This is a genomic window from Streptomyces sp. WM6372 (genome assembly GCF_001279655.1).
GTDB lineage: Bacteria > Actinomycetota > Actinomycetes > Streptomycetales > Streptomycetaceae > Streptomyces.
In genome coordinates, this window is record NZ_LGDB01000176.1 from 1 (window position 1) to 25440 (window position 25440).

The 25440-nt window shown below is 72.0% G+C and carries 25 protein-coding genes and 1 riboswitch; of the genes, 18 read left to right on the forward strand and 7 right to left on the reverse strand.

The features are described from left to right. Nucleotides 1-694, reverse strand: a 694-nt coding sequence (locus ADK52_RS14420) for an SDR family NAD(P)-dependent oxidoreductase (RefSeq protein WP_053690186.1), incomplete at its 3' end; no start/stop codon positions are given. A 204-nt stretch (nt 695-898) separates the two neighbouring features. After that, the gene (locus tag ADK52_RS14425; RefSeq protein WP_053690187.1) at nt 899-1534 is read right to left on the reverse strand and encodes a TetR/AcrR family transcriptional regulator; all 636 of its coding nucleotides are present in this window, start codon (nt 1532-1534) and stop codon (nt 899-901) included. Between the two features lie 104 nt (nt 1535-1638). Between ADK52_RS14425 and ADK52_RS14430 the strand changes: the two genes are divergently transcribed. After that, complete coding sequence (locus tag ADK52_RS14430; protein WP_199828503.1) at nt 1639-2322, forward strand: hypothetical protein; 684 nt, start codon at nt 1639-1641, stop codon at nt 2320-2322. Between the two features lie 35 nt (nt 2323-2357). Continuing rightward, on the forward strand, nt 2358-3812 hold the full coding sequence (locus tag ADK52_RS14435; RefSeq protein ID WP_053690263.1) for a serine hydrolase domain-containing protein: 1455 nt from the start codon (nt 2358-2360) through the stop codon (nt 3810-3812). Between the two features lie 109 nt (nt 3813-3921). Here ADK52_RS14435 and ADK52_RS14440 read toward each other — a convergent pair whose 3' ends face one another. Then, nucleotides 3922-4401 (reverse strand): hypothetical protein, encoded by a 480-nt coding sequence (locus ADK52_RS14440; protein WP_420714874.1) that lies wholly within the window; start codon nt 4399-4401, stop codon nt 3922-3924. A gap of 180 nt (nt 4402-4581) precedes the next feature. Between ADK52_RS14440 and ADK52_RS41505 the strand changes: the two genes are divergently transcribed. From ADK52_RS41505 to ADK52_RS14450, 3 genes are all read left to right on the forward strand, one after another. Continuing rightward, nucleotides 4582-5658: a hypothetical protein gene (locus ADK52_RS41505; protein WP_159045951.1), complete on the forward strand. Its 1077-nt coding sequence runs from the start codon at nt 4582-4584 to the stop codon at nt 5656-5658. 106 nt (nt 5659-5764) lie between these two features. Continuing rightward, nucleotides 5765-5887, forward strand: coding sequence for a hypothetical protein (locus ADK52_RS44475; protein WP_267887258.1), 123 nt, complete (start codon nt 5765-5767; stop codon nt 5885-5887). Between the two features lie 273 nt (nt 5888-6160). Beyond that, nucleotides 6161-8611 (forward strand): SpoIIE family protein phosphatase, encoded by a 2451-nt coding sequence (locus ADK52_RS14450; protein ID WP_053690190.1) that lies wholly within the window; start codon nt 6161-6163, stop codon nt 8609-8611. A 42-nt stretch (nt 8612-8653) separates the two neighbouring features. Here ADK52_RS14450 and ADK52_RS14455 read toward each other — a convergent pair whose 3' ends face one another. Beyond that, nucleotides 8654-9889 carry an MFS transporter gene (locus ADK52_RS14455; RefSeq protein ID WP_053690191.1) on the reverse strand — a complete coding sequence of 412 codons (1236 nt, stop codon included), beginning with the start codon at nt 9887-9889 and terminating at the stop codon, nt 8654-8656. 225 nt (nt 9890-10114) lie between these two features. Between ADK52_RS14455 and ADK52_RS14460 the strand changes: the two genes are divergently transcribed. The 6 genes from ADK52_RS14460 (at nt 10115) to ADK52_RS14485 (ending at nt 16549) form a co-directional block, all read left to right on the forward strand. After that, nucleotides 10115-10714 carry a TIGR03086 family metal-binding protein gene (locus ADK52_RS14460; protein ID WP_053690192.1) on the forward strand — a complete coding sequence of 200 codons (600 nt, stop codon included), beginning with the start codon at nt 10115-10117 and terminating at the stop codon, nt 10712-10714. Between the two features lie 141 nt (nt 10715-10855). Continuing rightward, nucleotides 10856-10963, forward strand: a complete 108-nt coding sequence (locus ADK52_RS45045) for a hypothetical protein (RefSeq protein WP_420714875.1) — start codon at nt 10856-10858, stop codon at nt 10961-10963. Nucleotides 10964-11038: 75 nt separating this feature from the next. After that, nucleotides 11039-12580, forward strand: a complete 1542-nt coding sequence (locus tag ADK52_RS14470; RefSeq protein WP_053690194.1) for a Re/Si-specific NAD(P)(+) transhydrogenase subunit alpha — start codon at nt 11039-11041, stop codon at nt 12578-12580. 7 nt (nt 12581-12587) lie between these two features. Continuing rightward, the gene (pntB, locus tag ADK52_RS14475; RefSeq protein WP_053690195.1) at nt 12588-14045 is read left to right on the forward strand and encodes a Re/Si-specific NAD(P)(+) transhydrogenase subunit beta; all 1458 of its coding nucleotides are present in this window, start codon (nt 12588-12590) and stop codon (nt 14043-14045) included. Between the two features lie 226 nt (nt 14046-14271). Then, complete coding sequence (locus tag ADK52_RS14480; protein WP_053690196.1) at nt 14272-14811, forward strand: EF-hand domain-containing protein; 540 nt, start codon at nt 14272-14274, stop codon at nt 14809-14811. Nucleotides 14812-14950: 139 nt separating this feature from the next. Further along, nucleotides 14951-16549, forward strand: a complete 1599-nt coding sequence (locus tag ADK52_RS14485) for an NAD(P)/FAD-dependent oxidoreductase (RefSeq protein WP_053690197.1) — start codon at nt 14951-14953, stop codon at nt 16547-16549. A gap of 96 nt (nt 16550-16645) precedes the next feature. Here ADK52_RS14485 and ADK52_RS14490 read toward each other — a convergent pair whose 3' ends face one another. Then, nucleotides 16646-17437 (reverse strand): MBL fold metallo-hydrolase, encoded by a 792-nt coding sequence (locus tag ADK52_RS14490; RefSeq protein ID WP_053690198.1) that lies wholly within the window; start codon nt 17435-17437, stop codon nt 16646-16648. A 112-nt stretch (nt 17438-17549) separates the two neighbouring features. On the opposite strand from ADK52_RS14490, the gene ADK52_RS14495 reads away from it, so the two are divergent. The 4 genes from ADK52_RS14495 (at nt 17550) to ADK52_RS14510 (ending at nt 21159) form a co-directional block, all read left to right on the forward strand. Then, a complete protein-coding gene (locus tag ADK52_RS14495) occupies nt 17550-18152 on the forward strand; it encodes an ABATE domain-containing protein (RefSeq protein WP_199828504.1) in 603 nt (200 codons plus the stop codon). Nucleotides 18153-18317: 165 nt separating this feature from the next. Beyond that, nucleotides 18318-19370, forward strand: a complete 1053-nt coding sequence (locus tag ADK52_RS14500; protein ID WP_053690200.1) for a type III polyketide synthase — start codon at nt 18318-18320, stop codon at nt 19368-19370. Nucleotides 19371-19390: 20 nt separating this feature from the next. Then, nucleotides 19391-19954, forward strand: coding sequence for a cupin domain-containing protein (locus ADK52_RS14505; protein WP_053690201.1), 564 nt, complete (start codon nt 19391-19393; stop codon nt 19952-19954). Nucleotides 19955-19992: 38 nt separating this feature from the next. Then, a complete protein-coding gene (locus ADK52_RS14510) occupies nt 19993-21159 on the forward strand; it encodes a cytochrome P450 (protein ID WP_234343776.1) in 1167 nt (388 codons plus the stop codon). Nucleotides 21160-21185: 26 nt separating this feature from the next. Here the strand turns inward: ADK52_RS14510 and ADK52_RS14515 are convergent, their stop codons facing one another. After that, nucleotides 21186-22121, reverse strand: coding sequence for an alpha/beta hydrolase (locus tag ADK52_RS14515; RefSeq protein WP_053690203.1), 936 nt, complete (start codon nt 22119-22121; stop codon nt 21186-21188). Between the two features lie 127 nt (nt 22122-22248). Continuing rightward, nucleotides 22249-23259: a zinc-binding dehydrogenase gene (locus ADK52_RS14520; RefSeq protein ID WP_053690204.1), complete on the reverse strand. Its 1011-nt coding sequence runs from the start codon at nt 23257-23259 to the stop codon at nt 22249-22251. A 317-nt stretch (nt 23260-23576) separates the two neighbouring features. On the opposite strand from ADK52_RS14520, the gene ADK52_RS14525 reads away from it, so the two are divergent. From ADK52_RS14525 to ADK52_RS14535, 3 genes are all read left to right on the forward strand, one after another. Further along, on the forward strand, nt 23577-24110 hold the full coding sequence (locus ADK52_RS14525; RefSeq protein WP_053690264.1) for a TetR/AcrR family transcriptional regulator: 534 nt from the start codon (nt 23577-23579) through the stop codon (nt 24108-24110). Nucleotides 24111-24211: 101 nt separating this feature from the next. Next, nucleotides 24212-24275: riboswitch (guanidine-III (ykkC-III) riboswitch) on the forward strand. A gap of 75 nt (nt 24276-24350) precedes the next feature. Beyond that, nucleotides 24351-24803: an Ohr family peroxiredoxin gene (locus tag ADK52_RS14530; protein ID WP_053690205.1), complete on the forward strand. Its 453-nt coding sequence runs from the start codon at nt 24351-24353 to the stop codon at nt 24801-24803. Then, nucleotides 24790-25254, forward strand: coding sequence for a hypothetical protein (locus ADK52_RS14535; protein ID WP_053690206.1), 465 nt, complete (start codon nt 24790-24792; stop codon nt 25252-25254). Before ADK52_RS14530 ends, ADK52_RS14535 begins: the two co-directional genes overlap by 14 nt. Nucleotides 25255-25440: the final 186 nt, after the last annotated feature.

A 25440-nucleotide genomic window follows, 5' to 3' on the forward strand; every position in this document is an offset into this window, starting at 1 on the left:
CCCGAGGGAGCCGGTCCTGAACCCCCTCTTCGGGGAGGGAGGGGTGCGGCCCGCCCCGCCGGGGGTGGTCCCATTCCCCGCCGCTCGTCTGGGCCCCGGGATCATCGTCGACCGCGAGCCACTCCTGCGTGCGGTGTCCGAGTTCGAGATCGTCCGGCGCGTGGGGGCCGCCCATCCTGGTCGGTACCCACCCCGGATCCACGGCGTTGCTCAGCACGCCGGGACGCAGACGTGCCACCGCGGCGGCGAGCGCGGTGACGAACAGCTTGCTGTCGGCGTACGACCCCGGGCCCTTCCCCCGCCAGTCGACCCCGGCGAGCGTGGGGCTCCCGTCGAAGTGCGAGCCGCTGCTCAGATACACGAGTCGGCGCGGGGCGCGGAGCAGAGCCGTGAGCAGGTACGGCGCGATGATGTTGACCGGCATGATGTCCGGCCCCCGGTACACGCCGGCGTTGTGGATGACCGCGTCGAGCGGCCTCGTGTCGTTCAGCTCGGCGGCGATGCGCCGTACGGCGTCCCGCTCGGCGAAGTCGCCCACGACGAGGCCCGCTCCGCGGCCGACCAGCTCCTGGAGGTCCGCCGCGCGCTGCTCGTTCCGGGCGTGGACCACGACGTCGTGTCCCTCGCTCAGCAGCGAGTCCGCCGCGGCCCGGCCGAGACCCTCCGTGGACCCCGTCACCAGAATCCGGCTCACCATCGCACCGCTCCTCCCACACGCGAGGCGACCGCGCTCCGGAGTCGCCCCTGGGCCCGTCGACTGCCGCCGGAGGCCGGCCCGGCCTGCTCGGGGGCGATCGTCGCTCGCCGCGAGGTGAGGAACTCGCGGACCTCGTCACGGTCGTCCACACCTCGACCGTACGGCTTCCGGGCCGAAAGGGAGACGTACCGGCCCCGGACGCTACCGCCGGGTCGGCTCGATGAGCGTTTCGATGCCCGCGCACAGGAGCCGGACGCTGCGGGTGAACTTCTCGTCCTCCGTGAGGGTGCCGGCCTCTGCGACGGTCATGGGGAAGCGCTCCCGCAAGGCGGCGGCGTCGTCGGCGCTCACGGCCACCGTGGGCGACTGGCTCTGTTCCTGGAGGACGAATCCCGTGACATGGCTGAGCAGTGCGTCCGCGCCGACACCGCGGTGCGCGGCCGGTACCCCTGCCTCGCGCAGGGTCTCCAGCAGCCGCTCCATCAAGGACAGCGCGCCGGGGCTGAGGACTTTCGGGCTGTCGGCGAGCATGACCGGGCCGCCGGCATGGCGGCGGATGCTGTGGCGGAGCGTCACCAGCTGGGCTTCGATCCGTTGCCGCCAGTCCGCCCCGGGGTCCAGCTCGTCCAGGGCGGTGGTGCCGGCGTCGTAGGCCTGCCGGGCGACGCGGTCCGCCATGAGCTGTACCAGGGCGCTCTTGTTCGGCACGTGGTAGTACAGGCTCCCCGCCTGGGCGTCGAGTCGCTGCGCGACGCGCCTCATGGACAGTCCGTGGTAGCCGGTTTCGGCGAACACCGCCATGCCGGCGTCGATGATCCTCTCCACTGTCAGCTTCACGAGGGGCAGCCTACCGCGATTTTCTAACACTGTTTGAATTTGGCTGATCACGGGGCTACTGTCGTCCCCGCTGGAAGCCACGGGGACTGAAGGGGGTGGTGACGATGGGCACGCTGGTGTTCAACGTGACCACGGCGGCGATGATGGTCTTGATGTTCAAGGGCGGACTGGCCCTGCTGGGCGAGGACACCCTGCGCGGGCGGCGCGTTCCCTGGGCGGCGGTGGCCCTGACCGGGCTCGCGCTGAGCGGCGTGGCGCTCCAGCTGTGCTGGGCCGGCGCGATGGACACCTTCGACAGCGACCCTGCCAAGTCCGGCTGGTGGCGGGTCGTCACCTCGGTGTTCATGCAGAACGGCGGACTGTTCGGCGGGGCCTGGAACATCGCCACGCTCGCGGTCATCGCCGCCCTGGCCGACTGGTTCTGGGGCGCCCCGCTCACTCTGGGCCTGTTCCTCGCGGGGATCCTGCTGCCCGAGCACATCGACGGCCTGGTCGGCGCAGGTGGTCACCACAGCACCGACCCGCGCAACTTCGCGGGCAGTTCGGGAGCCACCTACTTCCTCGGCGCGACCCTGGCCTCGGCCCTGCTCGTCCGCGTCATCCGGACCGCCCGGGGCGAGGCGCGGGGCAAGGAAGCCCTGTTGGCCGCAGGCGTTCCGGTGCTCGGCCTGGCCATGTGGTTCGCCCAGTCCAACGGCCACGGACTGGTATCCGTGTACGGCTTCCTCCTGGGCGCCCTCACCTGCCTCCTCGCCCGGGGGCGGCGCAGCCGGGCGTTGTCAACGTAAGAACGCACCACACATCACATCGGATGGGAGCGGACATGCCGAAGAACGTGAGCTGGGACGAGCGGGGCGACTGGAACGCCGCGGGCGCATGGGGGTCCCGGGATTCCGCGGGCCGGAGACCGGACCTCGGCCACTGGCAGGCCCGACTCGACGCGCTGCGCGCCGAGCACCACGTCCCCGGCGCGTCCCTCGCGCTCCTCGTCGACGGAACCGTCCACGAACTGGCCAGCGGCATGCTCCACCGTGGAACGGGCGTGGAGGTGACGACCGACTCCGTCTTCCAGATGGGCTCGATAGCCAAGGTCTACACCGCCACCCTGATCATGCAACTCGCCGAATCGGGTGAACTGGACCTGGACGCACCGGTCGTCGACGTACTGCCGGAGTTCTCGGTCGCCGACCCCGACGCGACCAGGGCGATCACCACGCGCCGGCTGCTCAGCCACACCGGTGGTCTCACCTGCGACTTCACCCACGACAGCGGGCGCGGTGACGACTGCCTCGCCCAGTACGTCGAGGCCGCGAAGGGCGTGGCGCTCGACTGCCCGCCCGGCTCCACGATTTCCTACAGCAGCGTCGGCTACAACGTACTCGGCCGGATCATCGAGGTGGTGACCGGCAAGGTCTGGGACCAGGCGCTGAGGGACCTGCTGCTGACCCCGCTCGGACTCACCCGCACCATGACGCTGCCCGAGGAGGCGCTGCGGTTCCGGGCGGCGATGGGACACCTCGGCGAGCCGGGCCAGGATCCGGACCCGGCACCGCAATGGGACATGATGCCGCGCTCCGCGGGCCCCTACGGCAGGGTCATCGCCACCGCCGGAGACCTCGCCCGGCTCGCGCGGATGCACCTGGCCGGGGGCGTGGCCGAGGACGGCACCCGCGTGCTCTCCGGGGAGACGGTCGCGCTGATGCAGCACCGGGTGGTGGACTGTCCCGACAAGTGGACGGTCAGCTCGGACGGCTGGGGCCTGGGCTGGACCCTGTACGACTGGAACGGTGTCCCGGGCTACGGGCACGACGGCGCGTCCATCGGGCAGTACGGCTACCTGCGCGTGGTGCCGTCGGCGGGCGTCGCGGTCGCGCTGCTCACCAACGGCGGCGGTGCGCGGGAGGTGTACGCGGCGCTCTACCGTGAACTCCTCGCCGAACTCGCCGGGGTGACCATGCCGGAGCCCTTCGCGCCGCCGGCCCAGCCGCCCGCGGTCGATTTCGCACCCCTGGTGGGCACCTACCGGCGTGAGGGCGTGGTCATCACCGTGACCGAGCGGGACGGCGCGGGCCGCGCGCTGTACGAATTCGTCGACGGCATGAAGGACTTCTCCGAACCCCTTCGGATCGATCTGCTGCCGGTGACGGAGACGGTCTTCGCCGGCACCGGGGTGGGCGCTGCGTTCAGCGAGGACTACATGCCGGTGATCTTCTCCACCCTGCCCGACGGCACGGGCTGCGTCTACATCGGCATGCGCTGCGGTCCCAAGGTCGCGTAGGACCCGGGGACGCCTGCCGGAGCGGGGGGCACCCGGCGGATCGCGGCCGGCCTCACCAACGAGCCACGACCCGCGATCGCCGGGAGTGCGCGAGGCGGTAGCCGAGAGGTCAAGCGGTGTGCCGATGGATCACGCCGAGGTAGTGGCGTTCACGATCGGGCACGTGCTCGTCACGACCAGGCTTGAAGAACACCGCGCAGACGTCCGCAGGTTGGGTCAGGATACTGGACTGCTCGTCGAACGTGAGGCGGTCGTTGACTTCGTGACGGCAATCGACGGCATCAAGGCCGGCGATCAGATCCTCTCGGAGCACGGTGGACGGGTAGGACTCCGAGTCCGGCAAGACCAGGGACGGCAACTTGGCCATCGAGCCCGGCCAGGACCTGATCCAGATTCCGCTGACGACGCGTTGGGTGACGACCAGCTCCAGGTCGTTCCAGGCATAGGGGTAGCCGTCGATGTCCGGTCTCATGCGGATAACCGGGTGCGGCCGTCCCGGGCCCAGGAGATCCTCGGCCTCGCTCAGCGGCATGCCGCAGTGAAGAGGGCCCATGCGGCCGGTCCGGGCGAAGTCGACGAGCAGGTTCATCAAGGTCACGACGGTGACTCTGGCAGCTCCTCGGGCCGGCCACACCCGGATAATGCCCGCGGGGTCCTCAGCGTCGCCCACCGCGCCGGCGAGATCGTGCACCGGTGGTGGAGCCGATGGCCGACACCAGCCGCGGAAACCGATGGCGGAGCCCGCGCGGCCCTTGCGAACATGCACGTCATGAACACCATGGGGGATGAACGGATCGACGTGGTGCCGCTCGGCACGATACGGGCGCGGGGCACGCTCCAGGCGGTCGCCGGAGGACGGCTCGTCGTTCGGACGCCCGGCCTGCTGGAGGTCCATGACGGCGCGGACTTCCTCGCGGGCATGACCGCAAGTGCGATCGCCGCCCTGCCCACGAAGGACGACGAGCGGGCGGTCCCCACACCCGACGGCGGATTCGTGGTGGCCGGGGCGGCGTCGGTGCGGGCTCTGGGCTCCGACGGCGCAACACGCTGGGAGCTCCCCCACGCCCCGTGGCACGGCTCCGCACGGGCGCACTCCGCCCCGGCAGTCAGCCCGGACGGACGGCTGGTGAGCGCCGTCGTGCCGGTGCTGGAACCCGACAAGGCTAAGGCCGCCCTGGTCTACGACCTGGAGCCGGACCGCAACTACGCCTGGGACGACCTGCTGCTCCTGGACGCGGCGACGGGCGAGGTGCTCGGCCGGCAGCAGCTCCGTTCACTGGCGTCGGCCGCGGTGTCGTCCTGGCATCCGGACGGCGGCGCCGTGGTGGTGTCCTGCTGGACCGCCTGGCAGAGCTGGTCGACCTGGTGGGCCGAGCCGCGCGCCGATGGTCTCCGGATCTTCGGCGGCACGTGGATGCATTCGCTGGCGGGCTTCCTCCCGGGCTCCCGCGTGCTGACCCAGCGGTACGCCGAGCACGTGTTCCCCGACGATGACCGCGACGAGCTGGCGGCGTACGACCTCGACTCCGGGGAGCAGGTGGCTCTGCTGGACCTGGCGGAGCTGGCCGTTGCCCCGGAGGACGACGAGTTCTTCTCCGCCGAGGTCCTGGACGCGCGCCACGTGCTGGTCCCGGGCCGGGTGTACCCGAAGGTCGGGGCGCCGGAGATCCGGCACTGGCTGGTGAGCGCGGACTCGCTGCGTCCGCTCGGCCGACTGGACTACCCGGCGCCGGTGGGCGAGGACGTCACCGTGCTGCGGGACGGCACCTGGCTCACGCACGACGGCGACCGGCTGCACCGCTGGGGGCTGGAGCGCGCAGGCGCCCCACACGTCGGATCGCGTTGACCGCCTCCCGGCCCGGCGGACGGAGCACGGCGGTGCCCGCATCCTCCGCGCGACGCCCCGCCCGGCCCGCCCCGACCCGGGTCTCCGCCTACGCGAGGAGCGGGTGGTGGCCGCCACGCCGGTCGGCCCCGACCGCCGCGCGGCACGGCCCAAGGCGGCGTACAGCAGCGGGGCGCCCAGGCCGCAGGCGGCGCCGGCCCACGAGGTGACGCCGATCTTGTGGCAGTAGGCCCCCCGCCGACGCCGGCCAAGCCGTGATCCAAAACTCCTGGCCCGGGGATGCCTCCGGCCGAGCGGCGGCCGTCGAAGCAGGCGGTTCCGCGGGTACGGCGGAAGCCGGCGACGGCAGCGAGCGGGCTCGCTCACGCGGCTCGGCGACCCACGGCTCCACGGCCCCCACCGAGGCCCCGTCGGCTCCTGACTCGCGCCGATGGTGCAAGGCGCGACAGCATGGAGGGAGGCGGTCGACCGTGGCTGCCCGCGCAGGAGGGCATTACAGACCGTGACGAGGCAGCGCTTTGCGTTCTGCGGGGCTGAGCTGGCCGCTGTCTACGTGCTCGCCGAAGGCCGCAAGGAACTCCATCTGGCCGAGATGACCGGGAACCGCTCCATGCTCTACGGGCTGCCCGCGGTCCTCTCCGTGGACGGGCACTCTCCCGCCGCCGAGGCCTACCGCTCGGGCCGCCCGCTGTGGCTGACCCCGAAGGCGCTCGCCGCGTACGTGGAGGAGGACCCGCACCACTTCCCCGGCCGGGTACGGGACGACTCCGTCCGGGCGTCGCCGGCCAAGCTCTCGCTCGGCGCCCTGCCGCTCGGGCACGGCGCCAAGGAGCTGGGCTGCCTGATCGTCGCCGGCGAGGTCCCCGACGGGTTCAGCAGCGACCGCCGGAGCCTGCTGGAGCTGTACGCCGACCAGGTCGGTGCCGGACTCGAATCGGTGGCCGCCCACGCGCCCGGGCGCACTGCCCCGCGCCCCGTACTGGGACACTCGCTGGTGCCGCTCCGGGGCGGCGCGTTCATCCTGGACCTCGCGTCCGGCCGCATGGAGGTGCACGCGCGCGTCCTGGAGCTGCTCGGCATCCCGCCGGATCAGTTCGGCGGCAGCGTGGAGATGCTGCTCGCGAGCGCCGTTCCGGACGACGTCCCCGCGCTGATGGCCATCCTGGAGCCGGACAGGCTGACGACGGATCCCCAGCAGCTGGCGTTCCGCATCCGCAGGCCGGGAGGCGAACTGCGCTGGCTGGGCCTGCGGTGCCGGGTGATGACGGACGACGACGGCAACCCCGTGCGGGTCCTCGGCGTGGTGGCCGACGCCTCCTATCTGCGCCCGAGCGCCGACGAAGTCTCCATCGTGCAGCGGCTGTCCACCAAGCTGGCCGGCGCGACGACCATCAGGGACGTGAGCCAGATCGTCGTCAACTCCCTGAGCGGCCCGCTGGACGCGAGCCGGGTGGCGGTCGCAGAGGTGGAGGCCGACCGGCTCGTGGTGACGGTCCTCGATCCTCCCGAGCCGCGGGCCTGGCCGGGGATGTGGCGTTCGGAATGGCGATCGGAGTGGCCGGACGCCTCGATGCACGACCTGCCCACGCTGCAGAACGCGCTCCGGGAGGGCCATGTGAGCCTCTGGCCGCCGGGTGCGGACCTCGAACCCGCTCTCGCGGGGATCGGCCCCGGGGGCCTCGCCGTCCTGCCACTGCCGGCGGACGGCCGGATGGTCGGGGTCTGCCTCGTGGGATGGGACGGTGAGCACCGGTTCGGGCCGGAGGAGCGCTCGCTGCTGACGGCCACCGCGGGGCTGGTGGGGCAGGCGCTGACGCGCGCCCACGCGCTCGACGCCGGCCACGAACTCGCCACGATGCTCCAGCGCAGCCTGCTGCCGCGCAAACTGCCTTCGCTGCCGGGCGGGATGGCCGTCGCCCGGTACCTGCCCGCGACGGTGGGGCTCGAAGTGGGCGGCGACTGGTACGACGTCATCCCGCTCAACGACGGCCACGTGGCCCTCGTCATCGGCGACGTGCAGGGACACAGCGCCGGAGCCGCGACCATCATGGGCCAGATACGGACGGCCGTGCGGGCCTACGCGGTGGAGCGCCATCCGCCCGATGTGGTCATCGCCCGGGCCAACCGGCTGCTCGTCGGCATGGAGACGGACCTGTTCGCCACCTGTCTGTACGTGGACCTGGACATGGAGGAGGGCATCGCCTTGTTCGTCCGCGCCGGCCACTTGCAGCCGATCCTGCGCTATCCCGACGGCAGCGCCGAGGAGTTCGCGGTCGAGGGAGGACCGCCCCTGGGAGTGGTCACGGACACCGAATTCCCCATGACGGAATTCGGCCTGGTACCGGGGACCCTGCTGGCCCTGTTGACGGACGGGATGGTCGAGTCGTCCAACGTCCGTCTGGAGGACGGCATGCGCCGGGTGTGCGACGTACTGGCCACGGCGGACCCGTCCGACCCGGGGATGGTGGCCGACGAACTGCTTTCGGGCGTCAACCGGCGGGACGACGACGTGGCGCTGCTGCTCCTGCGCTACGACGGCACCCGCGTCCGGCCGACGCGGACGAGCTGGACCGTCTGGCGGCTCCCCAACGCCGTCCTGCACGCTCGCCGTTTCGCCGCGCGTACCCTGCGCTCGTGGGGTGTGGAAGAGGAACTCGACATCGCCCTGCTGGTCGTCTCCGAGCTGGTCACCAATGCGATCGCCCATACGCAGGGTGAGGTGCAGCTGGATCTGACGCTGTCCGCGGACCGGCTGCGGATCGCCGTGAACGACTCCTCGCCCCGCAGCCCGGTCAAGCCCACGGACGTGGACTGGTCGGCGACCGGGGGCCGCGGCATCCTCATCGTCGAGGCGACGACGGCGTCCTGGGGGTCGGTACCGCTCAGCAGCGGCAAGCAGGTGTGGGCCGAGGTTCCGCTGGCACCGCGCGAGCGGCTCGCCCAGCCCGCGTAGCGTCGCCGGTCTCACCGGCGGGCGACGGACGAGTGGCCCCCCTCAGGCGGCTACCCGCTCCTCCGCGCTCTCGGGCTGCGGCTGAGCGCCGGGCCGTTGGCGCTCCGCCCACCGGACGGCGAGCGGGGCGGCCAGGCCCGTGAGGGCGAACAGGGCTCCCACGACGTACCAGCCGGGGCGGCCCCACGTAATGCACAGGGAGATGAGCAGCGCGGGGCCGACGGCCTCGGCGAGGCCGGCGCCGAGGCCGAAGACGCCCAGGTACTGGCCGGTGGCCCGCTGGGGCGCGAGGGCGAAGGAGATCTCGAACCCGGCGGCGGAATGCCACAGTTCACCGATCGTGTGGACGGTGACTCCGGCCAGCAGGAGGGTCGCCGCGGCCCAGGCGGGAATGTCCGCGGACAGCGAGATCAGCACGCAGGCCAGGAGGAAGGCGAAGCCGGACCGGCGGTAGGCGAGTCCGCCGGCCGCGGGGGTGTCGATGCTCCGGCTGGCCCGCATCTGGCAGGCGATGACGACGACGGTGTTCAGCAGCATGGTGCCCGCGATGAGCCAGTGGGGGGCTGCGGTGGCCGCGATCAGCCAGAGGGGCACGGCGACGGTGAGCACCTTGAACTGGATGGCCATGATGCCGTCCAGGGCGGTGAGGGCGAGGTAGGGCCGGTCCCGCAGTGCGATCCAGCGCGGTCCGCGCACGGCCGGCTCGGGCTTGACGGGGCGCAGGCGGAACACGATGGCCGCGGAGGCGGCGAAGGCGACCGCGTTCCCGATGACGAGGAGTTGGTAGGCGCTGTGGGTGCCGACCTGTACGGCCCAGCCCGCCAGCACCGCGCCCAGGGAGATGCCGATGTTGGTCACGGCGCGCAGATGGGCGCGGAACTCCTGCGGCCTGTCCCCTCCGTGGTACCGGATGATCGGACTGCGTGCGGCCAGCCCGGCCCCTTTCGCCGCGGTGGCCGCGCACACCGCGACCACGAACGGCCAAAAGCTCTCTGCCAGCAGGAAGCCCGCCGTGGCCAGCGCCTGGACGACGAGGGTGGCGGCGTACACACCCCTTGCACCCCGCCGGTCCGCGAGGTGACCGACCGCTATCCCCACCGCGAGTGCGAGAGCGCCTGCGATCCCGAGTCCGAGACCCACCTGGGCTGCCGGCAGGTGGACCGCCTGGGTGAAGTAGAGCACCCCCGCGGTCAGATAGAGGCCACTGCCGACGGTGTAGACGAAGTTCGAGGCGGCGATGGTGCGCTGCGGGCCGGGGTCCGGCAGCAGGTGGGGCATGGCGTGCTCCGCATCCTGGGCAGGCGATGGATCAGGGCCACCAAGGTCTATTGCAAATGATGTGCAATAGCAAGAGTCTTGCGAGTAGCTGATGGTCGTCGGGGCGATGCCCTCGCGGCGGTGTACGCCGTTGTGCGGACGTGAGGGATCCGTCCCGTGTGGCGATGGCTCCCGGCTCCGTCACCGGCCTACCCTTCAGGCCCAGTACCCCGGAGGGAGCGGCAGATGACCGACACGACGCCTGTCGACCTCGGACCCCAGGCCCGGCTCGTGGCCCGTCTCGCGACGGCCGTCCCGGAGGCGGCGCTCGCCGACCGGACGCCCTGCCCCGGCTACACGGTCCGCGATCTACTGGGCCACCTCACCGGCCTCACCGTCGCGTTCCGCGACGCCGCCCGCAAGGACCTGGGCCCCACGACGGACACGGCGCCCGGCAGCACCACCCCCTCCCTGCCCGCCGACTGGCGCGAGGGGCTGCCCCGGGTCCTCGACGAACTGGCCGAGGCCTGGCGGCAGCCGGCCGCCCGGACCGGCATGACCCGTGCGGGAGGCGTGGACCTTCCCGCCGCCATCGCGGTCGTGGTCGCGGCCGACGAACTGGTCATCCACGGCTGGGACCTGGCCAGGGCCACCGGCCAGACGTACGCACCCGACCAGGCCGCGCTGCGCGCCTCGCACGCGTTCCTGCTGGAAGCAGCCGAGGACGAGGGACGCGGCGGGGGCATCTTCGGAGCCGTCGTACCCGTACCGGACGACGCCCCGCTGCTCGACCGGGCAGTCGGGCTGAGCGGGCGCGATCCGAACTGGACGCCGCCCTCCCCCTGACTCCGCGGCGGAAGCGGAGGCCGGGCACGACCCTGCCCTCACGCCCGGCCGGCCTCCCTGCCGGCGACGGTGTCGTGCACCGCGTCCTGCGATGCGAAGCCGTGACGGAAGCGTACCGACCGCATCGGCCCCCGCGTCCAGATCTTCGGCGGGCACGGATACATGACGGAGTGCCGGGTCGTACGTGCCCGGATGGGCTCCCGCGTGCCCAAGATCTGGGCGGGCTCGCACGAGGTCGTGAAGGACTGATCGGCCGCGACCTCGGACTGTGGCCGCTGTCGGCTCCGTTCCACATTCACGTTCCATCACAAGGGAGGTAAAACCATGGGTCATCCCGCACCGCAGCGGATCGGTGTCGTAGCCGAGACAAGCCCGGGAGAGACGCGTGTGGCGGCCACGCCCGCGACCGTGCGCCAGCTGGTCGCGCTGGGCTACGAGGTCGTCGTCGAGTCGGGAGCGGGTACGGCCTCCGGTTTCTCGGACGACGCGTACGTGGCGCAGAGCGCGAAGGTCGGGGACGCCTGGAGCACCGACGTCGTACTGAAGGTCAACGCACCGTCCGGCGACGAGATCCGGAGACTGTGCGACGGGGCGACGCTGGTCAGCCTGATCGGCCCGGCGCTCAACCCCGACCTGGTGGACGAACTCGGGCGCCGTCCGATCACGGTGCTCGCCATGGACGCGGTCCCGCGGATCTCGCGAGCCCAGTCCCTGGACGTGCTCAGCTCCATGGCCAACATCGCCGGCTACCGCGCGGTCATCGAGGCGGCGCACGTGTTCGGCCGGTTCTTCACCGGACAGGTGACCGCGGCCGGAAAGGTTCCGCCGGCGAAGGTGCTCGTCGCGGGCGCCGGCGTGGCGGGACTCGCCGCCATCGGCGCCGCCAGCAGCCTGGGCGCGATCGTTCGCGCCACCGATCCGCGGCCGGAGGTGGCGGAGCAGGTCCGTTCGCTCGGCGGCGAGTTCCTCGGCGTCGAGGTGGAGCACGGGACCAGCACCGACGGGTACGCGAAGGCGACCTCGGAGGAATACGACCGTCGGGCCGCGGAGATCTACACCGAGCAGGCCGCCGACGTCGACATCGTCATCACCACCGCGCTGATCCCCGGAAGGCCGGCGCCGAAGCTGCTCACCGCGCAGGACGTCGCGAGCATGCGGCCCGGCAGCGTGATCGTCGACATGGCCGCGGCGCAGGGCGGGAACGTCGCCGGCACCGTCGCGGGCGAGGTGGTCGTCACCGACAACGGCGTCACGATCGTCGGCTACACCGACCTGCCCAGCCGACTGCCGGCCCAGGCGTCGCAGCTGTACGGCACGAACCTCGTCAACCTGATGAAGCTGCTCACGCCGGCCAAGGACGGCCGGCACCGGATCGACTTCGAAGACGTGGTCCAGCGGTCCATGACCGTGGTGCGCGACGGCGAGACGACCTGGCCCCCGCCACCGGTACAGGTGTCCGCCGCTCCGGCGGCGCAGGCACCGGTGGCCGTGAAGGCCGTCGCACCCGAAAAGAAGCCGATGTCCGCGGCGGCGAAGTACGCGCTCGCCGGTACCGGGATGGCCGCGCTCTTCCTGCTGACCGCCTTCTCCCCGTCGCAGCTGATCGGCAACTTCACCGTCTTCGTGCTCGCGATCGTCATCGGCTACTACGTCATCGGCAAGGTGCACCACGCCCTGCACACACCACTCATGTCGGTCACGAACGCCATCTCCGGAATCGTCGTCGTGGGCGCCCTCCTGCAGATCGCCCACACGGACATCACGATCACCGTGCTGTCGTCCGTCGCGATCCTGCTGGCCAGCATCAACATCTTCGGCGGATTCGCGGTCACCCGCCGCATGCTCGCCATGTTCTCGAGAGGCTGATCCCCCCATGACTGCCGCCACGGCCGCGCAGGCCGCTTACATCGTCGCCGCACTCCTGTTCATCCTCAGCCTCGCCGGGCTCTCGAAGCACGAAAGCTCCCGTTCGGGGCTCGTGTTCGGCGCCTCCGGCATGGTGATCGCCCTCGCCGCCACCATCGGCCTGGCCTCGCGCAGCATCACCGCGACCGGGCTGACCCTGCTCGTCGTCGCCATGGTGATCGGCGCGGGCGTCGGGATCTGGCGTGCCCGGGTCGTCGAGATGACCGGCATGCCGGAGCTCATCGCCCTCCTGCACAGCTTCGTCGGCCTGGCCGCCGTACTCGTCGGCTGGAACGGCTACTTCGAGGTCGAGGCGGAGGGTCCCGGGCATGTCGCGGTGGCCCAGGACCTGCTCGGCATCCACCACGCCGAAGTGTTCATCGGGATATTCATCGGCGCCGTCACCTTCAGCGGATCGATCATCGCCTACCTGAAGCTGTCGGCGCGCATCAAGTCCAGCCCGCTGGTACTGCCCGGCAAGAACCTGATCAACCTCGGGGCCCTCGTCGCGTTCGCGGTCCTGACGGTCTTCTTCGTCATCAGCCCGAGCCTCGGTCTGCTCATCGCGGTCACCGCGGTGGCGCTCGCCCTCGGAGTGCATCTGGTCGCCTCGATCGGCGGCGGTGACATGCCGGTCGTCGTGTCGATGCTCAACAGCTACTCCGGCTGGGCCGCGGCGGCGTCCGGGTTCCTGCTGAACAACAACCTGCTCATCGTCACCGGAGCGCTGGTCGGCTCCTCCGGCGCGTACCTCTCCTACATCATGTGCCAGGCGATGAACCGCTCGTTCATCTCCGTGATCGCGGGCGGCTTCGGCGTCGAGGCCGCCGCGAGCGACGACACCGACCTCGGTGAGCACCAGGAGATCACCGCCGAAGCCACCGCCGAACTGCTGCAGAACGCCTCCTCCGTCGTGATCGCCCCGGGCTACGGAATGGCCGTCGCACAGGCCCAGTACCCCGTCGCCGAGCTGACCCGCAAGCTGCGCGAGCGAGGGGTGAACGTACGGTTCGGGATCCACCCCGTGGCCGGAAGGCTGCCGGGGCACATGAACGTGCTGCTGGCGGAGGCGAAGGTGCCGTACGACATCGTCCTGGAAATGGACGAGATCAACGACGAGCTCTCCGACACCACGGTCGTGCTCGTCATCGGCGCCAACGACACCGTCAACCCGGCCGCCGCCGAGGACCCCGGCAGCCCGATCGCCGGCATGCCGGTACTGCGGGTGTGGGAGGCGGAGAACGTCGTCGTCTTCAAGCGCTCGATGGCGACCGGATACGCGGGCGTTCCCAACCCCCTCTTCTACCGGGACAACACCCGGATGCTCTTCGGCGACGCCAAGCAGCGGATGGACGACATCCTCGGGGCGCTCGGGTCCGACACCCCGTCGCACCGCTCGCCCGCCGCGGTCACGGCGTCGCGGTAGCCGGTCATGTGAGCCCCGCCTCCGCGAAGGCTTCCGACCCGTCCCACCGGACGGGTCGGAAGCCTTCGCGGTGCGACAGGCCGTCACGGCCACCGTCACCGGTCACCCGTCACCCGTAAGGCCCAGTCGGGCCGCTCTTTCCATGCGCGAGGACCAGGGCGTGTGGTTTCCTGGGCGCCGCCTCACACCGTAATCATGCGACCACATGCAGTGAAGGGACGGCGTCGTGAGCCTTCTGGACATCAAGCTGGAGCGGGCGTTCGATGTGTTCGACTCGGACCGCGACGGGCGGCTCGACAAGTCGGACGTCATCGGCCTCTCGGACAGGCTCGCCGAGTCACTCGGGTACGCCCCGGACGCCGTGGCCGGCCTCCGGACTTCGCTGGCCGACCTCTGGGACGCCGTCTTCCACAAGATGGACAAGAACGACGACGGAGCGGTCGACCGGCAGGAGTTCCGGGCGGCGTTCCGAGCCCGGATCGTCACGGACCAGAACCGGATCTGGGAACGGATCAGGAACATGAGCAATGCCTGGACCGAGCTCGGCGACCGCGATGGCGACGGCATGCTGACGCGCGAGGAGTACACCTCCCTGCTCCACGGCATGTTCCGCCTGCCCCGGGAGACCTTCGACGAGGCGTTCAACCAGCTGGACGTGGACGGCGACGGGCAGTTGAGCCGCGACGAGATCAGCTCCGCGATGAAGGAGTACTACACGAGCGAGAAGCACTCGGCACGCGGAAACCAGTTCTTCGGCCGTCTCTGAGCAGCGCACAGGGGGGCCCGCGCGCCCCCCTCTGCCCCGCGCGCCCGCAGTGGCTCCTCGCGAGCCGATGCGTATCGCGTCCCCGCTCGTTGACCGCGAGGGGAAGCCGCCCCTCGAGACACACCTGGAGGACCTCTTGATGGCCGATGCCGCACTGCCGGTGATCGTTCTCTCCGACTCCGATCCGCTCCGCCGGCACGAGACGGCCGAGCTGGTGCAGAGCTGGTACCGGACGTCGTTCCGCGTACTGCAGGTCGGAGGACCGGCGGAGGTGGTCCGGGCGCTGACGTCGTTGGCCGACCGGAAGGTGCCCGTCGCGGCCGTGCTCGCCGATGAGGCCCCCGAGCCCGGCGCCACGCATCCCGGCGTGCGCTGGCTGTCGCTGGCCGGGCACTCCGGCTCCGTGCCCGGCGCCCGTTCCGGAGCGGACCGGGGCGAGGAGAGCCCGGCCGAGCACCTCCGGCACGCGCTCGACGACTCCCTGTGCACCTGGAATGCCGACTGCCACGGAGCTCTGTCCACCGCCGAGGTGCGCGGCAGCCGCTTCTCCCCCGCCGCGTACGCGGTGCGCGACTTCCTCGGCCGCAGCGGCGTGCTCTTCCGGTGGCTGCCCGAGGAGGACGTGCGGGAGGCCCCGGTGACCGTCCGGCTCGGCGACGGCACCGAGATGGCGGACCCTTCGATCAGCGAGTTGGCCGAGCGGCTCGGCCTCATCCGGCCGGCCGAGCAGGACCACTACGACGTCGCGGTGATCGGCGGCGGCCCCGGGGGCCTGTCCGCGGCGGTGTACGCCGCCGCCGAGGGCATGAGCGTGGTCGTCATCGAGGACGACGCGCCCGGCGGACAAGCGGGAACGACCTCACGGATCGAGAACTACCTCGGATTCCCGGTGGGGCTGACGGGTGGCGACCTGGCCCAGCGCGCCTTGCAACAGGCACGCAGGGCCCGCGTCGAGTGGCAGCCCACCCGGGTGGCCAGTCGGGTGACCCCGATCGACGGCGGCGGCCATGCCGTCGAGTTCGTCAAGGCCGGCACCGATGAGACGGCCTCGGTGACCGCGGCCGCCGTGGTGGTCGCCACGGGCGTGGACTGGAACCGCCTGACGGCACCCGGGGTCGACCGCCTCCTCAACTCCGGTGTGTACTACGGGTCTTGCCTCTCCGACGCCCCGTCGACGGCCGGGGAGGACGTGTACATGGTGGGCGCGGGCAACTCCGCCGGACAGGCCGCCCTCTACTTCGCTCGCTACGCCCGCTCCGTCACCCTGCTGGTCCGGGGCACGGACCTCGGCGCGTCCATGTCGAGCTACCTGGTGCAGCGCATCGAGCGGACCCCCGGCCTCAACGTCATGTTGGGCACCGAGGTGGCCGGCTGCCTCGGCGGGTCCACCCTCACCGGACTCCGGCTGCGGGACCGCCGGGGCGACGAGCGGACCGTCGACGCGCACTGCCTGTACGTCCTGATCGGCGGCCGCCCGTCGACCGAGTGGCTCGGCGGCGCCCTGGGGCTCGACGACCGCGGGTACGTCCTGACCGGCAGCGGCGGAGCCGGCCCGGACGCGCTGCCGATGGAGACCAGCCGGCCCGGCGTCTTCGCCGTGGGCGACGTACGGTCCGGATCGGTCAAGCGGGTCGGCGCCGCCGTGGGCGAAGGCGCCGCCGTGGCCCAGTCCTTGGTCGAGTACCGGCGGCGGCACCCGGAGCGCTTCCAGGACGCGCGAACGCCCTGCGGCTTCTGACCGGCACGGCCGGACCGGAGACCCCGGGTCGGGTCCGCGACCCGGGAGGCGCGGCCTCCGGCCCGGGGCCGGTCAGTCCCGGTGGCCCGGGGCCGGTCAGTCCCGGTGACCCAGGTCCAGGCGGTCCGCGAGGCCGGCTGCGGTGAAGGCCGCGACGAGCTGGTCAAGGCCTTCGGTGAAGTGGGCCCAGCTGTCGTAGTGGACGGGGACGACCCGGCGGGCCCCGAGTATCCCGGCGGCTTCGGCCGCCTGGGCGCTGTCCAGGACGACCGGTTCGCCGTTGAAGAGGACGGGGAAGCGGGGAGCACCGGCGAAGAGGACGGCGGTGTCCACGGGCGCGAAACGTGCGGCGATCTCCTTGACGAGGTCGAGGGAGGCGTTGTCGCCGCTGACGTAGACGGTGGGCAGTCCCTCGCCGGTCAGGACGAAGCCGACGACCTGCCCGGCGATCGGCTCGATCTCCTCGCGCGGTCCGGGGCCGTGGATGGCGGGCACGCCGGTGACGGTGACGGCGCCCCCGCCGGGGCGGCCCAGCTCGATGGACTCCCAGTCGGCCAGGCCCTTGGCGTTGCCTCCCAGACGCTGTCCGGCGCCGGGGGTGGTGAGGGTGAGGGGGACGTCGGCGAGCAGGGCCCGGCCGGAGGTGTCGAGGTTGTCGGCGTGCTGGTCGTGGGAGAGCAGGACCACGTCGATGCGGCCCAGGTCATCGGGGGCGCCGGCGGAAGGGGCGGTCTTGACCAGGAGCGGACCTCCGGGCACCTGGTAGTCGCCGGGAGCGTCGAAGGTCGGGTCGGTCAGGAACCGCAGGCCGCCGTACTCGAAAAGGGCGGTGGGGCCGCCGAAGACGCGGACGGAGAACGGTTCGGGGGTGGCGCTGGCGGCAGTCACGGAACATGCACCTCACGGATAGGCAGTGGATTATCCGTGAGTCACCGTAGGCGATTCTCACGGTTAAGCGCAAGATCTAACGTGAGCATCATGGAAAGAGCGGGGTTGTAGCATGAGGGCCATGGAAGAGATCGCGACCGCCGAACCGCCGCCGACGCCGGGCGCCGAGCAGTACCCCGCCCTCGACCTCGCCAACAGCGCCCTCACCCTCCCCGGCGGGCACTCCGTCGATCTCCTCGCCACCCCCGGCGCCGCCGAACAGTGGCTCGTCGACCGGGGTCTCGCCCCGGCCGACACCGGCCTGATCGAGATGTGCGCCACCCGGCTGCGCACCCTGCGCGAGCAGGTCCGCGCCCTGCTCGCCTCCCACGTCGCCGGACTGCCCGCCCCTGCCGCCGCCCTGGCCGCCGTCAACGACGCCCTCACGCGGGCGCCCGCCGCCTCCCTGCTCCACTGGGACCCGGACCGCGGCCTGCACCGCGAGGCGGCCCACCCCGTCACCCAGATCGTCGAGCACGCCCTCGCCGTCCTCGCGGCCAACGCGGCCGACCTGCTCACCGGACCCGACGCCGAGCGCCTCACCGCCTGCGGCTCCACCCCCTGCAGCCGCTACCTCCTGCGCCACGGCCGCCGCCACTGGTGCTCCACCCGCTGCGGCGATCGCGCCCGCGCCGCCCGCGCCTACGCCCGCCGCACCCAGGCCACGGCGGACTGACCCGCCCGGCGCCGCGCCCCGTCGAAGCGGGACCGGCCCCCGCGGCGGCCCGGCCCGCTTATAGGACCCGCCGGGTCCACATGGGTGACCAGCACGAACGTTGATCGTTAAGGAGGCGTCGGGGTCAACGAAGGCGCTCTCGTGCCGGTGGGGTAGGGGTGTTGTATGGCGACGTTGTGTCGGCCGGCCGTGTCGGTTCCGGAATACGTCATCACCATGGAGGAGACGCTCGAACTCGCACGCTCGCGCCATGCCGGTCACCCCCAACTGGGCCTCGCGTTACGTCTGATCGAGAACACCGGGGTGCGGACCCGCCATCTCGTACGGCCGGTCGGTGAGACCCTCGCGCACCCGGGCTTCGAGGAACGCAACAGGCTGTACGCGGCGGAGGCGAAGGCCCGCGTACCGCTGGTCGTCCGGCGCGCGCTGGCGGACGGCGAGCTGACGGCCGCGGAGATCGACGTGATCATCTATGTGTCCTGCACCGGGTTCATGATGCCTTCGCTCACGGCCTGGCTGATCAACACGATGGGATTCGCCTCCAGTACACGGCAGTTGCCGATCGCTCAGCTGGGCTGCGCGGCCGGTGGGGCGGCGATCAACCGCGCGCACGATTTCTGCACGGCCTATCCGGAGGCGAACGCGCTGATCGTGGCGTGTGAGTTCTGCTCACTGTGCTACCAGCCCACCGACATCGGCATCGGATCGCTGCTGTCCAACGGTCTGTTCGGCGACGGGGTGGCCGCAGCGGTCGTCCGCGGGACGGGGGGCCACGGCATCAGCCTGGAGCGCAACGGCTCGTACCTCGTCCCGGGAACGGAGGACTGGATCGCGTACGACGTACGGGCCACCGGCTTCCACTTCCTGCTGGACAAGCGCGTGCCCGGCACCATGGAGCCGCTCGCCCCCGCCCTGCGCAGCCTCGCCGACGGGCACGGCTGGGATGCGTCGGACCTCGACTTCTACATCGTGCATGCCGGTGGGCCGCGGATCCTCGACGACCTGAGCACCTTCCTCCACGTCAAACCGGAGGCGTTCCGCCACAGCCGGGCCACGCTCACCGAGTACGGGAACATCGCGAGCGCCGTCGTACTGGACGCCTTGCGCCGCCTGTTCGACGAGGGGGGCGCCGCCGACCGGGCGCGTGGCCTTCTGGCCGGGTTCGGCCCCGGCATCACGGCCGAGATGACGCTGGGCCGCTGGAGCCGTACGCCGTGACCCTCGCCGAAGGAAACCCGATGACCGGCTACTCCCCCGCCGCCCCGACGGCGGAGGCCGGTCTGATCGTGCCCCCCGGCGAAGGCCGCACCCTCCGAGCCGCCGCCCAGCACGTGACGTTCAAAGTGACCGGCGCCCAGTCGCGCCTCGCATCGAGCTTCGAGGTGGTCGTGCCACCGGGCTTCGACGTCGGCGCGCACGTCCACGCGCGCAGCGAGGAGCTGTTCTACGTCCTTGAGGGCGAACTCGACGTCCTCGCCTTCGAGCCCCGTGTGCGCACTCCGGACGGGTGGCGGGGATGGCGGTCGCCGAAGGGCGACCGGGTGGTCCGCGCCACGCCCGGCACGGTCATCCTGGTCCCGCCCGGCTGTCCGCACGCCTTCGCCAACCCCACCGGCGTCCCGGCCCGGATGTTCTTCCAGTCCTCCCCGCCCCCGGACCACGAGCGCTATTTCGAGGAACTCCTGGAGATCCTCTCCTGCGACGGGCCCGTGGACCACGGCGCCATCGCCGCACTGCGCCGGCGCTACGACATCGAGCAGCTCACCCCGCTGCGCCATGACCAGCCGACGAGGAGCCGGTGATGCACGACGGCCCGGCCCCCTTGTACGAGGCGTCAGACTTGGCTGCGCTCGACTTCGACCCGTTCCTCCGCGAGGCGCTGCGGGCCGGACCGGTCATCCGGATCCGGCTGCCGCACGGAGCCTCCGGAGAGTGCTGGCTGGCGACACGGCACGACGCCGTCCGGTTCGTCACCTCCGATCGCCGGTTCAGTCGCGACATCGTCGGCCGGCCACTGCCCAGCATGAACAGGTACCTCGTTCCGCTGGACCGCGCGGTCAGCTTCGTCGACCCTCCCGACCACACCCGCGTCCGTTCCGTGGTCTCCTCGGCGTTCAACCGATTCGGCCTGGCGGCCTTGCGGCCCGGGACCCAGGCCGTGCTCGACGAACACATCGACGCGATGGCCGCCGCCGGACCGCCCGCCGACCTCGTCCAGCACGTGACCTCCCCCTTCCCCCTGCACGTCATCGGTTCCGTACTGGGTGTGCCGGAGGCCGACCGGCCGCGCCTGCGCACGTGGGCGGACACCATCCTGACCCGGGCGAGGGACGAAGCGGGAGTCGAGCGCGCCCGGCAGGCCAAGGAGGAAGCGAGCGCCTGCTTCCGCGAACTGGCCCGCCAACGCCGGCTCCACCCGCAGGACGACCTCATCAGCGAGCTGGGAGCCGCGGTCGAAAGCGGCAGGATCGAGGAAGAGGAACTCCTCGCCCTGGCCACACTGATGGGGATCAACGGTTGGCACGCGGTGCGCAACCACACCTCCAACATGGTCTACCTCCTGCTGACCGACGAGGGCCTGAGGAGCCGGCTGCGGTCCGACCCGCACGCCGTGCCGGCGGCCGTGGAGGAACTGCTGCGCTGGATCCCCCACAAGCACGGCGTGGGACAGGCCCGCATCGCCACCGAGGACGTCGAAGTGGGAGGCGTCCTGATCCGCCGCGGCGAGGCCGTCTACGTCTCGTACGTGGCGGCGAACTGGGACGAGCGGCACTACCCCGCGCCGCACCGGATCGACATCGACCGCGAAGGCCCGCCCCACCTGGCCTTCGGCTACGGCCCCCACCACTGCCTGGCACCCTCGCTGGCCCGCATGGAAGCCGAACTGCTGCTGACCACCCTCCTCACGCGCCTCCCCGACCTCCGGCTGGCCATCGATCCGGGCCACGTGGCCTGGCAGCGGGACGCCCTCATCCGCGGACCGGTGGCCCTGCCGGTCACCTGGTAGACGACCTCCTCGAACTCCTTCCAGGATCAGGCGAGCCGCTTCTTGAGCTGTGCGTACAGTTCGGCGACGGCCGCGTCGGCCGCCGGGGAGACGCGGTCGAGGTTGAGGAAGGCGTGGATCAGCCCCTCGCCCGTGCGGGCGAAGACGTCCACGCCCGCACGGGCGAGGGCGGCGGCGTAAGCGTCGCCCTCGTCGCGCAGGGGGTCGTACCGGGCGGTGCCGATGACCGCCGGGGCGAGGCCGGCGTGACGGTCCGCGCGCAGCGGGGAGACAGCGGCGGAGGAGCGGACGGCGGGGTCGTCGCCGGCGTACAGGTGTTGCAGGTCGAGGACGTCTTGGCGGCTCAGGACGTATCCGGTGGCGTTCTGGGTGCGGGAGGGATGGTCGCCGTCGAAGTCGGTGGCCGGGTAGGCGAGCAGTTGGGCCGCCAGTGGCCGGCCTTCGTCGCGGAAGGAGAGGGCGACGGTGGCGGCCAGGTTCGCTCCGGCGCTGTCGCCCGCCACGGCGAGCCGGTCCGGGCGGGCGCCGTAGTCGTCGATGCGGTCGGCGATGTGGCGGGCCGCGGCGAGGCAGTCGTCGTGGGCGGCCGGGAAGGGGTGCTCGGGTGCCAGCCGGTAGTCGACGGCGACGACCACGGCCTCCACGTCGCGGCAGAGCCTGCGGGTGACGTCGTCGTGCGTGTCGAGGTCACCGGCGATCCAGCCGCCGCCGTGGAAGAACACCACGGTGGGAACGGGGCCATCGGTCGCCGGCCGGTAGACGCGTACGGGGATGTTCCCCGCGGGGCCGGGGACCGTGCCGTCCTCCACCGAGCCGACCGGGATCGGCGCCGTCGCGGCGAAGCCGGCGCCCAGCTGCCGGTTCGCGTCGCGCAGCACGTTCGGGTCGGTGTCGCGGATGCGCGGGGCGGGCGTGCCGTTGAGCTGATCGAGCAGGGCCGCGAGGGCGGGGTCCACGGGCATGGCGGGGCCTTTCGTGCGTGGGAGGGGCGTGCGTGCCTGAGGGTGACGGGACTGGGTGACGGAGCTGGGTCAGGGGCTGGGTGACGGAGCTGGGTCAGGGGCTGGGTGACGGAGCTGGGTGACGGGCTCACGGGCGCAGGACGAGGCGGATGGGATCGCCTTGCTTGGTGCGCAGGCGCTCGACGGCTTTGGCCGCGTCGGCGAGCAGGAGTACGTCGGTGATGGAGCGGGAGAAGTCCAGCCTGCCGCCCCCGGCCAGGGTCATCAGCTGCGCCACGGCGTCCTCCGCGGATCCGTAGTGGCCGAGGACCTGGTGCTGGAGGTAACTGAAGAGGGTGCCGTCGGTGACGGTCAGCGGCTGGTCGGTCAGTCCGACCAGGACCAGGCGTCCCTTCCGCCCGAGCACGCTCAGGGCCTGCTCCCGTACCGCTGCGACTCCGGCGAAGTCGAACGCGGCCTCGAGTCCGCGGCCGCCGGTGGTGGCCAGGATCCGGTCGGGCAGGCTGCGGTCGGCGGGATCCAGCGCCAGGTCGGCGCCGTGGTCGAGTGCGCGCCTGCGGGCGGCGGGGGCGGGGTCCACCGCGACGATGGGGCAGGCGCCGATGGCGCGCAGCAGCTGGACGGCGTGGACGCCGAGACCGCCGATGCCCCACACCCCGACGGCCTGGCCCGCGCGTACGTCTGCGGTCGTCGTGATGGCACCCCAGGGAGTGGAGACGGCGTCCGGGATGATCGCTCCCTGTTCGAAGGGAATCGATCCGGGGAGGGCGACGAGGGTCTCGACGGAGGCGAGTGCGTACGAGGCCCAGCCGCCGTCGTAGTCGACACCACGCGTCAGGACCCGGTCGTCGCGCACCTCACCCGCCTGTAGGACGACGCGTCGGCCCGCGCTCCAGTCCGTGACGTGCGGTCCGCACTCGACGATGACGCCGGCGACCTCGTGTCCCAGGGTGACGGTGTCGCCCGCCAGGTGGGCCGGGGTGAGCGTGCCGTCGATGAGGTGTACGTCGGAGAGGCAGACGCCCGCGGCCTCCACTTTGACCAGCACCTGCCCGGGTCCGGGGGCGGGAACGGGGACCTCTTCGACGGTCAGGGTGCGCGAGGGGATGTGCAGGCGCGCGGCACGCATGAGTTCCATTGCGGTTGATCCACTTCCGGTCTGTGGCATGGCATGGGAGGGGATGTCCGGGCCGGGCCGGGCGAGGCTTGGGGCCGGGCGAGGCGAGGCCCGGGGCCGGGCGAGGCGATGCCCGGGGCTGCTGGGGCGAGGCCCGGCGGGTCTGGCCGGGAGCCGGCCGACGAGCCAACGCAAGTCGACTTGCTTTCCAACGTAACCTCGTCCGCTTCGTATCGCAAGGACCCTTGCGATAGGGTGGCCGAGTGACCATCGACGAGGAGCCGGACAAGGAATCGGGCGGGCAGGACGCACCGCCACTGCGGCGGCGCGGGGAACGGATGCGCCAGGCCGTCCTGGCCGCCACGGTCGACCTGCTCACCTCTCAGGGGCTGGCGGCCACCACCGTCGGCGCCGTCGCCCGCGCCGCAGGCGTCCACGAGACCTCGGTGTACCGACGCTGGAAAACCCGCGAGAACCTCATCTTCGACGCGCTCGCCACCCGTACCGAGCAGGCCCTTCCCACGCCCGACACCGGCGCCGTCCGCGAGGACCTGTGCGAGCTGTTCACGGCTCTGACCCGCTTCTTCGCCACACCCGCCGGCGCCGCGCTGCTGCTCCTGGGAACGGTCCGCGAGGAAGGCGCACTGGAGAAGGGGCGGCGCACGTACTGGCAGGCCCGCCTCGAACCCGCCGAAACACTCGTCCAGCGCGGCATCGACCGCGGCGAACTGGCCGCCGGCACCGACCCGCACCTCGTCGTGGAAGCCATCACGGGCCCCCTCCTCGCCAGGGTCCTCCTCACCGGCGAACCCCTCGAAGAGGCCCTCGCCCCACGCCTGGTCGACCTCGTCCTCGACGGCTCCCGTGCTTGAGTGCTCCATGCGGCCGTCAGAGCCTGATGCGCCGGGAGTCAGGGGTGAGGAACGTCACCGCGGGGGCGGGCCCCGGTCGGCCGGCTCCGTTGCTAGTTTGTCCGGCGGTCGGATTCACGGCCCCGGACGAGATGCGCCGTACCCGGTTACGCACGACGACGCGCGAGGTGCTGCAGGAGCAGCGCCGTACGCCGTCCGCGCCCGGGCGGCGTCCTCGTCGAGCAAGATGGGCCGAACGCCATGACCGTGCCACTCACCCGCAGCCTGTACCGGACGACCGCGCATGCCGCCGGGGGCCGTACCGGATCCGTCCGCACGGACGACGGGCGGCTGGACGTCCGCCTCGCCCCGCCGCGCAAGAACGCGGCCGGCACCACCAACCCCGAGCAGCTGTTCGCGGCCGGCTTCGCCGCCTGCTTCACCTCGGCGCTCGCGGAGGTCGCCGCCGAGTTCGGGGCGGACGCCTCGGCCGCGCGCGTCGCCTGCGAGGTCCAGCTCGGCACCACGGACACGCCCGCGGGCTACGGCCTCGCGGTGGCCCTCACCGTGAGCCTGCCGGGGTGGCGGGCCGCGGACCTCCAGCCCCTGCTGCACCGGGCGGACGCGGTCTGCCCGTACTCGCAGGCAGTGCGCGGCAACGTACCGCTGACCCTTCTGGCCGTGGACGACCCGGCCGCCGATGACCGCGCCTGAACCGGGGCCGGGGCCGGAGGTCCGCTTCCCGGACCACCCCGGCGTACCGGTGCCCGAGCGCGGCGCCTGGCTGCGGCGCGGCATCAGCCGCAACGGCGGACCCCTTCTCGTGGAACGCGAAGCGGTGTGGCTGCAGGCCGGCCCGTACTACGCCGACAGCCGGGGCTTCGCGGGTACGACGTCCTACGACGGTTCCCGAGTGCGCTTCCACCACCTCACGGGCGAGCCCGGCGAAGACGTCGGCGCTTTCCGGTGGGAGGGCGACCATCTCGTCGAGTGGGGCACCAACCCGGACGGCAGTACCTTCCTGGAGATCTGGGACCCGCTGCCCGGCGCCGACGGGGCCGACGGGGCCGACGGCTCGTGGTCGGGCCCCGGGTACCACGTGGTGCGCGTCGGCCGGCACGTGGTGCACGTCGATTCCCGTGCAGGTACGTACTGGCGGCTGTGACAGGCCGTCGGGGCCGTACCGCACGAGCGGGGTCTCCAGGCCTCTCGCCGACCCGGCCGGCGCGGCGGCGTGAATCGAAGCGTGCAGCGGGGTCGCGTTCGGCGACGTGCCGGGCGACCGAGTCGGCGCCGGGGCGGGCGTAGCGCAGCTACCGCCCGACCGCCGCGGTGTACGACGACGGCGGGG

Bases quoted from the DNA above. Each gene is read 5' to 3' on its own strand.
- ADK52_RS14430 (WP_199828503.1), top strand. From the start codon at position 1,639: ATGGGCACGCTGGTGTTCAACGTGACCACGGCGGCGATGATGGTCTTG.
- ADK52_RS14435 (WP_053690263.1), top strand. From the start codon at position 2,358: ATGCCGAAGAACGTGAGCTGGGACGAGCGGGGCGACTGGAACGCCGCG.
- ADK52_RS14440 (WP_420714874.1), bottom strand. From the start codon at position 4,401: ATGAACCTGCTCGTCGACTTCGCCCGGACCGGCCGCATGGGCCCTCTT.
- ADK52_RS41505 (WP_159045951.1), top strand. From the start codon at position 4,582: ATGAACACCATGGGGGATGAACGGATCGACGTGGTGCCGCTCGGCACG.
- ADK52_RS14455 (WP_053690191.1), bottom strand. From the start codon at position 9,889: ATGCCCCACCTGCTGCCGGACCCCGGCCCGCAGCGCACCATCGCCGCC.
- ADK52_RS14460 (WP_053690192.1), top strand. From the start codon at position 10,115: ATGACCGACACGACGCCTGTCGACCTCGGACCCCAGGCCCGGCTCGTG.
- ADK52_RS14470 (WP_053690194.1), top strand. From the start codon at position 11,039: ATGGGTCATCCCGCACCGCAGCGGATCGGTGTCGTAGCCGAGACAAGC.
- pntB (WP_053690195.1), top strand. From the start codon at position 12,588: ATGACTGCCGCCACGGCCGCGCAGGCCGCTTACATCGTCGCCGCACTC.
- ADK52_RS14485 (WP_053690197.1), top strand. From the start codon at position 14,951: ATGGCCGATGCCGCACTGCCGGTGATCGTTCTCTCCGACTCCGATCCG.
- ADK52_RS14495 (WP_199828504.1), top strand. From the start codon at position 17,550: ATGAGGGCCATGGAAGAGATCGCGACCGCCGAACCGCCGCCGACGCCG.
- ADK52_RS14500 (WP_053690200.1), top strand. From the start codon at position 18,318: ATGGCGACGTTGTGTCGGCCGGCCGTGTCGGTTCCGGAATACGTCATC.
- ADK52_RS14505 (WP_053690201.1), top strand. From the start codon at position 19,391: ATGACCGGCTACTCCCCCGCCGCCCCGACGGCGGAGGCCGGTCTGATC.
- ADK52_RS14515 (WP_053690203.1), bottom strand. From the start codon at position 22,121: ATGCCCGTGGACCCCGCCCTCGCGGCCCTGCTCGATCAGCTCAACGGC.
- ADK52_RS14520 (WP_053690204.1), bottom strand. From the start codon at position 23,259: ATGGAACTCATGCGTGCCGCGCGCCTGCACATCCCCTCGCGCACCCTG.
- ADK52_RS14525 (WP_053690264.1), top strand. From the start codon at position 23,577: ATGCGCCAGGCCGTCCTGGCCGCCACGGTCGACCTGCTCACCTCTCAG.
- ADK52_RS14530 (WP_053690205.1), top strand. From the start codon at position 24,351: ATGACCGTGCCACTCACCCGCAGCCTGTACCGGACGACCGCGCATGCC.
- ADK52_RS14535 (WP_053690206.1), top strand. From the start codon at position 24,790: ATGACCGCGCCTGAACCGGGGCCGGGGCCGGAGGTCCGCTTCCCGGAC.